This window comes from Sphingomonas sp. DMC6 (genome assembly GCF_056314225.1).
The window spans coordinates 510,527-522,947 of record NZ_JBQUYT010000002.1 but is presented as its reverse complement, the minus strand read 5'-3'; the positions used below and the strand labels follow the sequence as shown (position 1 = coordinate 522,947).

At 64.3% G+C, this 12,421-nt stretch carries 10 protein-coding genes; 3 read left to right on the top strand and 7 right to left on the bottom strand.

The window, feature by feature from the left end:
- Positions 1–795 (bottom strand): SDR family NAD(P)-dependent oxidoreductase, encoded by a 795-nt coding sequence (locus ACT53M_RS06330; protein WP_064310772.1) that lies wholly within the window; start codon positions 793–795, stop codon positions 1–3.
- 49 nt (positions 796–844) lie between these two features.
- Complete coding sequence (locus ACT53M_RS06325) at positions 845–1,609, bottom strand: SDR family NAD(P)-dependent oxidoreductase (RefSeq protein ID WP_064310771.1); 765 nt, start codon at positions 1,607–1,609, stop codon at positions 845–847.
- A gap of 147 nt (positions 1,610–1,756) precedes the next feature.
- On the opposite strand from ACT53M_RS06325, the gene ACT53M_RS06320 reads away from it, so the two are divergent.
- Entirely contained in the window at positions 1,757–3,397 is a 1,641-nt protein-coding gene (locus ACT53M_RS06320; RefSeq protein ID WP_476232178.1) for a GMC family oxidoreductase, read from the top strand.
- A 74-nt stretch (positions 3,398–3,471) separates the two neighbouring features.
- Entirely contained in the window at positions 3,472–4,521 is a 1,050-nt protein-coding gene (locus tag ACT53M_RS06315) for an NAD(P)H-dependent amine dehydrogenase family protein (RefSeq protein ID WP_064310769.1), read from the top strand.
- Between the two features lie 37 nt (positions 4,522–4,558).
- Here the strand turns inward: ACT53M_RS06315 and ACT53M_RS06310 are convergent, their stop codons facing one another.
- The 5 genes from ACT53M_RS06310 to ACT53M_RS06290 all read right to left on the bottom strand — a co-directional run bounded on the left by ACT53M_RS06310 (position 4,559) and on the right by ACT53M_RS06290 (position 10,373).
- Positions 4,559–5,374, bottom strand: a complete 816-nt coding sequence (locus ACT53M_RS06310; RefSeq protein ID WP_064310768.1) for an enoyl-CoA hydratase-related protein — start codon at positions 5,372–5,374, stop codon at positions 4,559–4,561.
- Positions 5,375–5,488: 114 nt separating this feature from the next.
- Positions 5,489–6,796 (bottom strand): phenylacetate--CoA ligase family protein, encoded by a 1,308-nt coding sequence (locus ACT53M_RS06305; protein WP_064310767.1) that lies wholly within the window; start codon positions 6,794–6,796, stop codon positions 5,489–5,491.
- Positions 6,797–6,836: 40 nt separating this feature from the next.
- Positions 6,837–8,384 (bottom strand): AMP-binding protein, encoded by a 1,548-nt coding sequence (locus ACT53M_RS06300; protein WP_476232175.1) that lies wholly within the window; start codon positions 8,382–8,384, stop codon positions 6,837–6,839.
- A gap of 146 nt (positions 8,385–8,530) precedes the next feature.
- A complete protein-coding gene (locus tag ACT53M_RS06295) occupies positions 8,531–9,199 on the bottom strand; it encodes a hypothetical protein (RefSeq protein WP_157105506.1) in 669 nt (222 codons plus the stop codon).
- A gap of 88 nt (positions 9,200–9,287) precedes the next feature.
- Complete coding sequence (locus ACT53M_RS06290) at positions 9,288–10,373, bottom strand: amidohydrolase family protein (protein ID WP_064310764.1); 1,086 nt, start codon at positions 10,371–10,373, stop codon at positions 9,288–9,290.
- A gap of 436 nt (positions 10,374–10,809) precedes the next feature.
- On the opposite strand from ACT53M_RS06290, the gene ACT53M_RS06285 reads away from it, so the two are divergent.
- Entirely contained in the window at positions 10,810–12,357 is a 1,548-nt protein-coding gene (locus tag ACT53M_RS06285) for a class I adenylate-forming enzyme family protein (RefSeq protein WP_198161915.1), read from the top strand.
- Positions 12,358–12,421 lie beyond the last annotated feature (64 nt).

Below are 12,421 nucleotides of genomic sequence, written 5' to 3'. Positions count from 1 at the left end.
TCAGAAGATCGTCGGAATGCCGCCGCCTTCTACCCGCAGCGCCGCGCCGGTGGTTGCCGAAGCCTGTTGGGAAGCGGTGTAGACCACCATGTTGGCGACTTCTTCCGAGCTCGCCAGCCGCCCGAGCAATTGCGAGGGGCGATATTGGGTGGCGATCTGGCGGTGAACTTCCGCGGTCGTCACCCCCTGCGTTGCCGCTGCTTCGGCGATCGAGCGCTCCACATGCTCGGTCATCGTGATGCCGACCAGAATGGAGTTCGACGTCACGCCGGAATTGCGCGCGATTTCGGCAAGGCCCCGGGCGACGGCCAACATCGCCGCCTTGGTCACGCCGTAATGGATGCGGTTATCCGGGACGGTGACGCCCGATTCGCTGGAAATGAAGATGAGGCGCCCCCAGTCGCGCTGCAGCATGCCGGGCATATAGTGGCGTGCCAGCCGAACGCCCGACATGACGTTCGTCTCGAAATAGCGCATCCACTGTTCGTCGGGCACGGTGAAGAAATCTGCCATCTCGTAGATGCCGAGATTGTTGACCAGGATATCGATCGAGTCGACGGACGCGATCAACTGGTCGACCCCTTCCCGCGTTCCGAGGTCCGCGGAAATGCCGCGTACCGAAGCGCCGGGAAATTGTGCGCCCAACTCGCGCACCGCCCCGTCGGTGACGTCGGAACGCCTGCCGTTGACGATGACGGCGGCACCCGCGCCGGCCAGGCCGCGGGCGATGGCGAGGCCGATCCCGCTGGTCGATGCGGTAACAAGTGCGGTCTTGCCGGTCAGGTCTATGTTCATCTTGGTGTCCCTCTTGATCGGGTAGGTCGACGGCCAGCCGCGTTCGCGGTCAGGCCATATGCTCGTGCATGCGATCGACGATGTCGCGCGCGCCCATGAGGAGCGCGCCGGCATCGATCACATAAGCGCTGCCGGTGATCATCGAAGCATCGTCCGATGCCAGGAAGGACACCAGTTTCGCGACTTCGCGCGTCTCCATCACCGCGCGCAGCGGTTGCAGGCTGGCCACCCAGTCGAGCGGGGCTGCCTCCGTCTGGGGCGTCCGCATCCAGCCGGGATGGACCGAATTGATCCGGATCCGCTCCGGCCCCAGCATGTGCGCACCCGTCTTGGTGAGACCGGTGATGGCGAACTTCGAACCGGTATAGGCAAGCCCGCCCGAGGAATGGATCCCCGCCGTGGACGAGATGTTGACGATCGATCCCGCACCCGCGCGACGCATCGCCGGGACCACCGCCTTCATGCCCAGGAACGTCCCCAGCGCATTGACCTCGAAGATCGCGCGAAACAGTTCCTCGGTCACGTCGTCATACGGGACCTGCTCGATCATCGCCGCATTGTTGACGAGGATGTCGACCGTGCCGAAGCGCGCCTCGGCTGCCGCCACCGCCTCCGCCCATTGATCGGCTTTCGTCACGTCGAGCGCGCGAAAGACCGCGCCTTCGCCGATCTCCCGGGCAACCGCCTGGCCCTGCTCGACCAGAATGTCGCAGAGCATGACCCGGGCGCCTTCCCGGACGAGATCCGCCGCGATGCTGGCGCCGAGGCCGCGTGCGGCACCGGTCACGATCGCGGCCTTGCCTTCCAGACGCACGTCCCTCTCCTCGGTTTTGTTCGATCGGAGCCTTGCCGACGGGGCGTGCAGCCCCGTCCTCGGTCTCCGTCGGTTGTCGATTCAATGGGTAAAAATCTGCCGGTCGTCAATTAGAAAACTTGACTCAAATCGTAGCTTGCCTCCACCATGCCGCACGCAAAAAAGAGCATGCGCTGGAGAGGCCGCTTGATATACGATTACGTCATCGTAGGCGCAGGATCTGCGGGCTGCGTGCTCGCCCATAGGCTGTCTGAAAATCCTGCCGCGCAGGTGGCTCTCCTCGAAGCCGGTCCGAAGGATTCGCACCCGGCAATTCACATGCCCCGCGCCTTCCTCAAGATCTATGCGCAGCCGGACCTGCTCTGGCGATACGAGGCGAACGTCGGCGGCGGCAGCAACCGGGTGGAAACCTGGATTCGGGGGCGTACGCTCGGGGGCTCCAGCTCCGTCAACGGCATGGTCTATGTGCGCGGGCAGCCGCAGGACTATGATGGCTGGAACGCCATGGGCCTGAGGGCGTGGAGCTGGGCCGACATGCTCGCGGCGTACAGGGCGATGGAGAACCACGCGCTGGGCGCCGATGACATGCGGGGCGCGGGCGGCCCGCTCGACATCTCCGCCTATCGCGGCAAGGCGCCGCTCGCCGAGGCGTTCATCGCCGCCGCCGGTGAACTGGGACTGCGTCGGCGCAAGGATCTGAATCGAGACGATCACGAAGGCGCCGGCTATTATTTCCGCACGATCCACAAGGGGCGGCGGAACAGCGCGGCCAGCGCTTTTCTCGATCCGGTCCGCACGCGCCGCAACCTGAGCATCTTCACCGACAGTCCGGTCGACCGGTTGCACCTCGAGGGAAATCGGGTGACCGGCGTGGTCGTACGGCGGGACGGGCGCGAGACCATAGTACAGGCGCGCGAGGTGATCCTGAGCGGCGGCGTGCTCAATTCGCCGCTGCTGCTCCAGCGTTCGGGCATCGGGCCCGGCGAGGTGTTGCGACGGGCCGGGGTGGAGGTAGCCGTCGAACACCGCGAGGTCGGGCGCAACCTGCGCGATCATCGCGGGACGACGGGAATCCAGCTGCGCGTCAACCGTGACAGCCTCAATCGGCAATTTTCCGGCTGGCGTCTGGCCGCCAATGTCGTGCGTCAGCAATTGTTCGGCACCGGCCCGCTGGCGGATGGTGCTTTCGAGGCGGGCGCCTTCTTCCGCACCCGGCCAGAGCTCGATCGGCCGGACGGGCAGCTCTTCATGGGGGCTTTTTCCGTGGACGGCAGCAAGTCGTTCACCGAAACTGCGCTGGAACGCGAGCATGGCATGATGATCGGCGGCTATTTCATGCGCCCGCACAGCGCGGGCACGATCGAAATCGTCTCGCCCGATCCGGACGCTGCACCTGTGATCGATGCCAATGTGCTGGGCGATCCCCGCGACCACCAGCCGGCCATCGACGTGATGAAGTTCGCGCGGCGCTTTGCATCGACCCGTGCCTTGCAACGCTACCAGGCCGTCGAAACGGTTCCGGGGATCGACTTTGCGAGCGACAGCGAGATGCTGGAGTATATCCGCCGCGCGTCCGAGCCTGGCATTCACGCCACCGGCACCTGCCGGATGGGCACGGACGACCATGCGGTTCTGGACGACCGGCTTCGGGTCCGTCGGGTGGAGGGCCTGCGCGTGATCGATTGTTCTGCCATGCCGACACAGGTTTCCGGCAACACCAACGGCCCGGCCATGGCCTTTGCGTGGCACGCGGCCGATCTCATTCTGGAAGACCGCAAGCATCGCTGATGCGCGACGGCCGAACGCCCCCGCTTCGGGGATCAGGATCATCCGACCGCAGAGTCGCTTAGGAGAGAGAAACAGTGGGTAAGAAGCGTGTCATCGTCTGGGGCACCGGACCGATCGGAATGCCGGGGCTTCGCGGCCTCATCGGCCATCCGGAATATGAACTGGTCGGGCTGCACGCCTGGCATCCGGAAAAGATCGGCCGCGACGCCGGCGACATCGCCGGGCGCGAGAAGACCGGCGTGATTGCCACCGGCGATGTCGCCGAGCTCCTCGCCCTCAAAGCGGATTGCCTTGTCTACCAGGGCAATTCGGCGAAACGGGAACAGGAATGCATGGCGGACGTGATTCCGTTCCTGGAAGCGGGAACCAACGTGGTGACCCCCTCGCTGATGGATCTCCACGCCCCCCAGTTCGGCCGGAGCCGGTTCGTCGACCCCATTCGCCGGGCTTGCGAGAAGGGGCGGTCGGCCATCTTCTGCGGCGGCACCGATCCCGGCTATATGTCGATCGGGCATCTTTTCTCGCTGCTGTCCGGGGCTGGGAAGATCGAGTGCATCACCTTCGTCGAACTGGCTGACATCACCGAGTATGGCGGTGTCGATTCCTTGCGCGAATATGGCTTCAACCAGCCGCTCGACTATCTGCCACCGATGTACACCGACGATGCGGGGCGTGGCTGGCACGAAAGCACCTTGCGGGCGATCGCCGACTATCTCGGTGTCGAGCTGGACGAAATCACCTCCGAATGGGAGACTGCCGCGCTGGAGGAGGATGCGCGGGCGGCGTTCGGCACGATCAAGGCCGGGCTCACCGCGGCCGTCCGCTGGACGATGAAAGGCATCTACAAGGGCAGGCCGCTGATCATCTACAAGAAGGTGGAGCGGTTGAACCCCAAGGCAGGCCCGGACTGGGAACAGCCATTGCCGGGCGGCGAAGGCGGATATCAAATCACCATCGCCGGCGATCCGACGTTCCATACCGAGATGTCGCTTAACCTCTATGATGGCTGTTCGGTCACGGCCCTGCACCCGATCAACGCGATCGGGGCGGTTTGCGCGGCCGAGCCCGGCATCTATGGCCAACTCGACCTCGGGCATTTCTATTCGAAGAACATCGTGCGCTGACGAGGCGCACGTTGATCGCGCTTGCGCCCGGCGCCCCTCAGGCGTCGGGCGATTTCTTGCGGTTGAGCGACAGCGTCTGTCCCGACCAATTGGGCTTGCGCTTCTCGCGCGTCGCGGCGGCAGCCTCCTGCGCGTCGGGCAGGTTCGACGCCAGCGTGGTGTAGAGCTGTTCGATGCGATAGCCCTCGGACAGCGGCAGTTCCTCGGTCAGGTTGATCGATTCCTTCATCAGCTGAACCCCGTACGGACTGAGAGTGGCGATCTGGGCTCCGATCTCCTGTGCGCGCGGCATCAATGCATCCGGCGACGTGACGGCCAGAATGCCGCCCACGCGCTCGAGGGTTTGTGCGGAAACCCGCTGCCCGGTGAGCGCCATGAAGCGGACCAGTTTGCTGGGAACCAGGCGCGCGGTGTGGCGCGTTCCGCCCAGCGCCCCAATCAGCACTTCGGTAAGCGAGAAATGGGCGGTTTCCGACGCAAGCACGATATCGCAGCTCGCGGCCAGCACCACGCCGGCACCGACGGCGCCGCCATTGACCGCGCCGATGACGGGGAGCGCGCACCGCCGGATGGCATCGAAACAGGCGCGCGACACTTCCGAACGCGCCAATTGCATCTCGGTGGTGCGCGCGGCGAGTTCGCGTGTGTCCGCACCCGCACAGAAGATCCTGCCGCGCCCTGTCAGGATCACGCATCGCGCCGCCGGGAAGTCGTCGCGTACGCTCGCGAAAAGGTCCCGCAGCGCGCGGAACATGTCGAGCGTGAGCGGATTTGCCGGCGGATTGTCGATCGTGACGATCAAGATGCCCGCAACGGCCTCGTCCATGCGCACGTCGATCAAAGCGTCGGCCATCCTCTCATCTCCTGACCTGGCTGTTCGGCGCGGGGGACGGCGCCGCCTGCAACACGGCCGACGACGTGTGCAGGTGCCGTCGGCCGTCTCTTTCGATGTCCCGTTGCCGCCGGACTAGACCTGGAGCTTGATGATGCGCGGGATCTTGTGCGGGGGGCCGAGCTTGAGCAGATCGTCGTTCGGCACGAGTTCGAGCTTGGAATCGACGCCGAGCTGGTTTCGGATTTCCGCCTTCAGCCGCCGTTCGAGCGATTCCAGGTCGGGTTTGCCGGCATAGCCTACGCGCAGGCGTAGGAAATCTTCCGGCTGCGGCGGGCGAACGATCTGGAACAGCCCTGCCTTGGTTTCGAGCTGCGATTCGATCGTCGGCCAGATGCTGATCGGGAGCAGGGTGTTGCCGCTGACGACGATCTGGTCGCCGGCACGGCCCTTGATCTGGAACCGCGCGTGCGTTCGGCCCGAAGGGCAAGGCGCGCGGGTGAGCGTCACCAGATCTTCGCTCTTGAAGCGGATCAGCGGGTCGACCCGGTTCTGCAGCGGCGTTGCGACCAGCTCGCCCAGGCTTCCATCGGGAACCGGCTCGCCCGTGACGGGGTCGACATGCTCGACGAACACTTCGTCTTCCCAGGCATAGGCGCCGGACTGATTGGCCGACTGGAGCGTGATGGTGGCATCGCCGAGCGACAGCACTTCGTAGATTTTCAGGTTCCAGCGCTCGGTCAACATCCGGCCGCGTGGCCCGAGCGGCTCGCCGCCCCAGATCACCGCCTTGTAGGAGGAAAAGGCTTCGGCGAGATCGACACCGGTATCGATTTCGAACTGCTCCAGGCCCATCAGGAGCACGGTCGACAGCGCCGACAGCAGCGTCGGCCGGTATTTGCGGCTGATCTCGACCAGCCTGCCGATCTCGGAGGGATTATGGTCGAGGCAGATCGGCGTGATGCCGAAATGCAGGAACGGCGCGACCGTGGAACCGCGGATGGTGGGGTTCATCGTCACCCCCCAGTCGCCCGGGCGGATTCCCAGATCCCAGAAGCCGCGATCGAAGCGCGAGTCCATCTGCGTGCCGTGCAGGTCCATCCGGGCCAGGATGGTGGGATCGCCGGTGGTGCCGGAACTGCCGGTGATCGAGCGCAGGGCCGATCGATCGACGCACAGCACGCCGCCGAAAGGATCGCCCGTCGCCTCGCGATATGCGCGGATATCGTCCTTGGTGATGAAGGGCACGAGGCGCGAGAAATCGGCCAGCGATTGGATGTCGGCAGGCGTGATACCTGCCGCATCCCATTTCTGGCGCACCAGACCCGCCTTTTCATAGGCGATCTCGATGATTTCCTTGAGTGCCGGAAACTGCCGCGCCTCGATTTCAGCGCGCGGCATCGTTTCAATCTCGGGGTCGAAGTACAGGCGATCCTCATCCATGGCTTTGCGCGCTTTCTGTCTGTTGCCTTGAACTGTCATTCTACGACGTGCGGGTACCGCCGCCGGGGTAGTTGCCCCCGCCGTACCGCGCGTCGAGCTGCTTGTAGTCGGCGCCGCCGGTGGCCAGCCGCGGGATGGAGTCGCTGAATTCCACCGAAGATGGCTTCTTGTAGGAGGCGATATTCTGGCGGCAGTGTTCGATGATCTCGCTCGGGCTTGCCGCGGCACCGGGCTTCAGCACGACGATCGCCTTGACTGCCTGGATCCAGCGCTCGTCCGGGATGCCGATGATCGCGCAGTCGGCGACCGCCGGGTGCCGGCGAATGCACGCCTCGACTTCGGCGGGATAGATGTTCTCCACACCCGATTTGATCATCTGCGTCTTCGGGCCGATGAAGGTCAGGCTGCCATCGGCCTCGCGCTTGCCGAGGTCGTTGGTGTGGTGCCAGCCGGAGCGATGACGACGCGCATTGATCTCCGGGCGCCGCCAATAGCCGTTCATCACCGTGGGCCCGCGGAAGACGATCTCGCCGACGTCGCCGGGGGCGACGTCGTTATCGTCCGCATCGACGATGCGCATCTGGCAGAAGGGCGCGGGGCGACCGAAGATGCCGATCGCATGGCGGCCATATTGCGGCAGCACCGCCAGCCCCATGACTTCGGTCTGGCCATAGCCCGGCACATGCGTCTCCGCCGGTTCGACGGTGACCATGCGGTTCCACTCTTCGGTGTACGGGATGGAGCGCAGGCTGCTGAGATCGAGCGTGCGATCGCGATTGAGGGCGACGATCTCGTCCATCGTCTTGCTGACCAGCCAGGTGCGGGTGCAGCGGTCCGCGTGGATCGCCTCCGCGATCGAGCGCGCATCCGTGCGCCGGACGAAGACGTTGGTGCCGCCCATGTGGAACACGGTGAGGCAGAACATCAGCGTGCCCAGATGGAACAGCGGTCCCACCGCCAGGAAGACGGTCTCGTTCGACAGTTTCTGGGTGGGTGCCAGGACGAGATTCTCGAGGAGGATCGTGTTCTGGCTGAGCATCGCGCCGTTCGGGCGCCCTTCGAACGCCGCCGTGTAGATGATGAGTGCGGTGTCGCGCGTATCGACTTCGCGCTCGCCCTGTCCGCCCTCGGAACCGGCGGCGACGAAATGCTCGTAGGAGTCTTCGCCCTGCCCATCATGCTGCAGCCATAACCCGCCGGCGTAGCGCGCCAGCGCACGGGCGGCGCGGATCTCGTCACCGACTTCCTCTTCCTGCCAGAGCACGATGGAGGGCTCGAGGTCGTCGATCAGATCGGCCAGTTCGCTCTTGCTCTGCCGCCAGTTGGCCGGACACAGCATCGCCCCGAGCTGCGAGGCGGCGATGAGGGTCTCCAGAATGCGGTGCGAATTCTGCCCCAGCCACAGGACGCGATCGCCGCGTCCGACGCCAGCGCGCGCGAGCGCGTCGATATACCGATCGACCCGGCCGAGCGTCTCGGCAAAGGTGTAGCGCTGATCGCCGCAGGACAGGGCGACCTTTCCGGGATAGGAGCGGACATGCTCTTCCAGGACGGTGTAGAGCGACAGGCTGTGAATTGCATCAGACATGCGTGTCTCCGAGGAGTCCGACGGACGATCGTGCGCGAAACTCATTGGTCTGCCGGCGCGGTGCGGTTCCTCCGACAACGCGGCCCGATTGCCGCATCCGGAAGGACCATCTTGGCTCCCGCCGCGCCGCCATTTGCGCCGACGCCTTAGTGGAGCGTGAAATCGTGGCTGGCGCTTACCGATCCCTTCACCCCCGTGCGAAGGCGCACGACCGGGCTGGCCCGGTTCTTCAAGGCAGTGATCAGCAACTCGCCATTGGCTTCCTCGATCAGCCATTCGTCGCGATCGTAGAAGGTCTCGCCTTCGGGAGAAACGAACCCGAACGCGATCCCCAGGCTGACCATCCGCCACGGTGCGAAGCCGAGCGCCGCCAAGCGATCCGCGGCGCCGTCGCGCGCGCAGATCACCTCGGCCGGCGCGAACGCCTTGCGCGTGTCGAGGTTGAGCGCGGCCATGCCGTCCAAGATCGCATCGGAGATGCCGAAGGCGACCTTGATGGGGAAGCGGCGCATGAACATCTCCGCACGCCCGGCGTCGAAGATGAAGTTCTCGCCGATCGCCACGCACGCTTCGAGCGATTCGACGGCAAGCTGGTAGGGCCAGAAATGGGCATATTCGGACGAGCCGGAGGTGCACATCACCATCGAGCCGGGCACCACCCCCATCTTGCCGAACATGGCCGCGCCGAAGCGCGCGTCCGCGTCGACGTCGCGGTAGCTGACGGGATATTCCGTCACCAGGTGCGGCGTGCGCAGGCACCCCACGATCATGATATCCGTATTGCCCGGAATCCCGGCCAGTGATCTCGCTGCCATCAGCGCTGCTCCTCTCGCAACCGTATCAATTTATTGGACGTGGCGTCCGCACGGGAGATCCCCTCCCATGCGCACGTCGCGCCGAGCCTCATGCGTCCGTCAGAACCTTCGGGTTGGCAATCCCGAACAGTTTGGCCGCCGTCAGGCCGAGAATGTCGGCCTTTTCCTGCTCGCTGATGGCGATGCCTCGGAAGTTTTCCGCAATGACTTCGCGAGAATAGGGGAAGGAACCTTCCAGATGCGGATAGTCCGTGGCGAACATCAGCGTCTGGTGGCCCAGCACGTGACGGTTCTCGACGGCTGACCGATCGTGCGAGAATGCCGCCTTGACCTGCTGGGCAATGATTTCGCTCGGCTTCCGGCTGAGCTTGGGGCGCACGTAATGAATGTGCGCCGGATAGATCTCGTCGAGTATTTCCGCGAGATAATTGAGATAGGACGAACCACATTCCATGGTCGCCACCGTGAGATCCGGGAAGCGATCCAGCGCGCCGCTCGCGACGAGATAGGCGACGGAGTCGATGGGGCCGCGCCCCGAAAGCATATAGTTGATGAGGGCGGCACCGAAACCGCGCTCCATCGTGGTTTCGCCGCCGGTTCCCGAATGCAGGATCAGCGGGAGTTTCGCCGAAGCCGCCACCTCCCACAGCGCGTCCCATGCATCCGAATTGTATTTCGGCACCTCTGTGGGCAGTCGACCGGGGATCATCGCGGTCCGATAGCCTAGGGAGACGCAGCGCTTGAGTTCGGCAACCGCGTCTTCGATCGAGCAAACCGGCAGGATCGCCGCCGGAACGAAGATATCGGGATGTGCCTCGAAATGCTTCAGCACCCAATCATTGTACACCTCGCAGGATGCCAGCTCCAGGTCGCGATCGTTGAGCCGGGGCGTAAGCAAACCGGTGGTGGGATAGATGACTTCGGCATCGACGCCATCGCGGATCATGTCCTTGATGCGGAGGTCGATTTCGTACCTGCCGATCTTCTCGTTGCCGGAAACCCCGTCGGCAACCTGCATCTTCAGCAGCGTCATGCCGTTCGCTTCGACGAAGAAGTTCTTCTCGTCCTTGCGCGAACGGAACGCCCTGTCGCGCAGGCTCGCAGGGAGCCGTTCGGCCCAAAGGTCCTTCGGCTCGACCACATGCGAGTCGCAACTCAATACGAACGGCTTCATCACACTCTCCCGCTAGCCGTAAAATCTATCTATCGTCCGATATGAAGAATGGCAATTTTCGAGTCAAGGGCGCCGCTGGCGGCGCGCGCCGCGCCTGCATGGCTGCCAAATAATCTAATTGACGACCGATAGAATTATTGTCAGCTTCGGCGGACGGATCGCGCGGAACCCGCGACGTGTCCGCCACGAAAGCAGCGGCTCAGGCGCGCTGATTGCCACGGCTTTGGCTGCATTGGGTGAGGGCTGAACGTGAGGATCTGTGCGGGCGGGAGCTCGGACCATCGATCGATCCGGCTCGGCCCGCCGCTGCCTAGCGCCCGGCGGCCGGGCCGCTGCTCCTCGTCCAGTTCGAACCGTGCGCCTGCCTGCGGATGTTCCCTGCGCGGAGTCCCGGCGAAGCGGTGTGCAACCTTCCCGTGCCCTGATGGAGGCAAACTTGAATAACGTAGAGACATTCACGCTTTCGAGCATCTTGCAGGCAAACGCCCGGCATTATGGGGATCGGGTCGCCTGGAATTTTGAAGGGCACACGCTGACTCATGCGGAATATCACGCCCGCGCGCGGCGCCTTGCTTCTGCCTGGGCGGCGCGCGGTCTGCTGCCGCACGAGCGAGTCGCCGTCATGAGCCGCAACCGGCTGGAGATCTGCGAAGTCTATGCGGCGGGCGAGGTGGGGGGGTACATCACCGCTACGGTCAGCTTTCGCTTCGCGGCGCCGGAGGTAGAGTATATCGTCCGCGACAGCGCGCCGAAGATCCTGGTGTTCGAAGAAGAATTCACATCCATGATCGATGGGCTGCGGCCCGCGCTCACCAGTGTCGAGCATTTCGTGTGCATCGGCACCGCGCCGGAATGGGCGGAAAGCTATGACGATGTGATGGAATCGGGGAATGCCGCGGTTTCCTATCAACCGCGCGCCAGCGATGTCTGCTATATCATCTACACCAGCGGTACGACCGGTCGCCCCAAGGGCGTGATGCTGACGCACGGTACCAAAGTGAGTGTCGCCAACACCAACAACACGCTCATGGCTGCCGGTCCGGAGGACCGGATGCTGTTGATGATGCCGATGTTCCATGTGGGGGCGAAAGACGTCTCGCTCGGCCAGAGCTGGCGCGCGGGAACCGTCTTCCTGCACCGCGACTTCAACCCGGAGCGGATCCTGCAGACCATCCAGGACGAAAAGATCACCATCACCCACATGGCGCCGACGATGATCCAGATGCTGCTCGATCATCCGAAGATCGAGGCGTTCGATCTCAGCAGCCTGCGCATGATCCTCTATTCGGCGGCGGCGATGCCGGTTGCGCTGTTGCGGCGCGGCCTCGCCTTGCTCGGGCCGGTGTTCCTCCAGATGTATGGTCAGACCGAGGGATCGGGGACGGTGTTGCCCATCGAGGCGCATCGCCCCGACGGCGACGAGCGCGACCTGCGCAGGCTCCAGTCGATCGGCATTCCGTTCCCGGGCGTCGAGATCCGCACGGTGGACGAGGCGGGCGTCGATTGCCCCGTGGGTGCACCGGGCGAAATCCTGCTGCGGGGGCCGATCATGATGCGCGGCTATTGGAACAATTCGAGCGCGACGATCGAAGCGCTACGCGACGGATGGCTGCACACCGGCGACGTGGGAAAGTTCGACGAAGACGGCTATCTCTATCTCGTCGACCGCAAGAAAGACATGATCTCGTCCGGCGGAGAGAACATCTATTCGCGCGAGGTGGAAGAGGCGCTCTACCAGCATTCGGCGGTGGCGAACGCCGCCGTCATCGGGGTGCCGCACGAAAAATGGGGTGAAGCGGTGCGTGCGGTGATCGAATTGCGCGAAGGGGCAAGCGTGACCGAGGCCGAACTGATCGCGCATTGCCGGACCCTGATCGCCGGCTACAAATGCCCCAAGTCGATCGTCTTCGTTGCTGACCTTCCCAAGCTGGCAAGCGGCAAGATCAACAAGGTGGAAATCCGCAAGGAACACGGCCTGGCATAAAGTCGGGCAGGGCCTGCCATTCGGCGTCCGGCGGAACGTTCCGGCCGGACGCCGGTGCCGCTCA

Coding starts and splice junctions, on each gene's coding strand:
- ACT53M_RS06295 (WP_157105506.1), bottom strand. CDS start 9,199: ATGGCAGCGAGATCACTGGCCGGGATTCCGGGCAATACGGATATCATG.
- ACT53M_RS06320 (WP_476232178.1), top strand. CDS start 1,757: ATGCCGCACGCAAAAAAGAGCATGCGCTGGAGAGGCCGCTTGATATAC.
- ACT53M_RS06310 (WP_064310768.1), bottom strand. CDS start 5,374: ATGGCCGACGCTTTGATCGACGTGCGCATGGACGAGGCCGTTGCGGGC.
- ACT53M_RS06330 (WP_064310772.1), bottom strand. CDS start 795: ATGAACATAGACCTGACCGGCAAGACCGCACTTGTTACCGCATCGACC.
- ACT53M_RS06290 (WP_064310764.1), bottom strand. CDS start 10,373: ATGAAGCCGTTCGTATTGAGTTGCGACTCGCATGTGGTCGAGCCGAAG.
- ACT53M_RS06300 (WP_476232175.1), bottom strand. CDS start 8,384: ATGTCTGATGCAATTCACAGCCTGTCGCTCTACACCGTCCTGGAAGAG.
- ACT53M_RS06305 (WP_064310767.1), bottom strand. CDS start 6,796: ATGGATGAGGATCGCCTGTACTTCGACCCCGAGATTGAAACGATGCCG.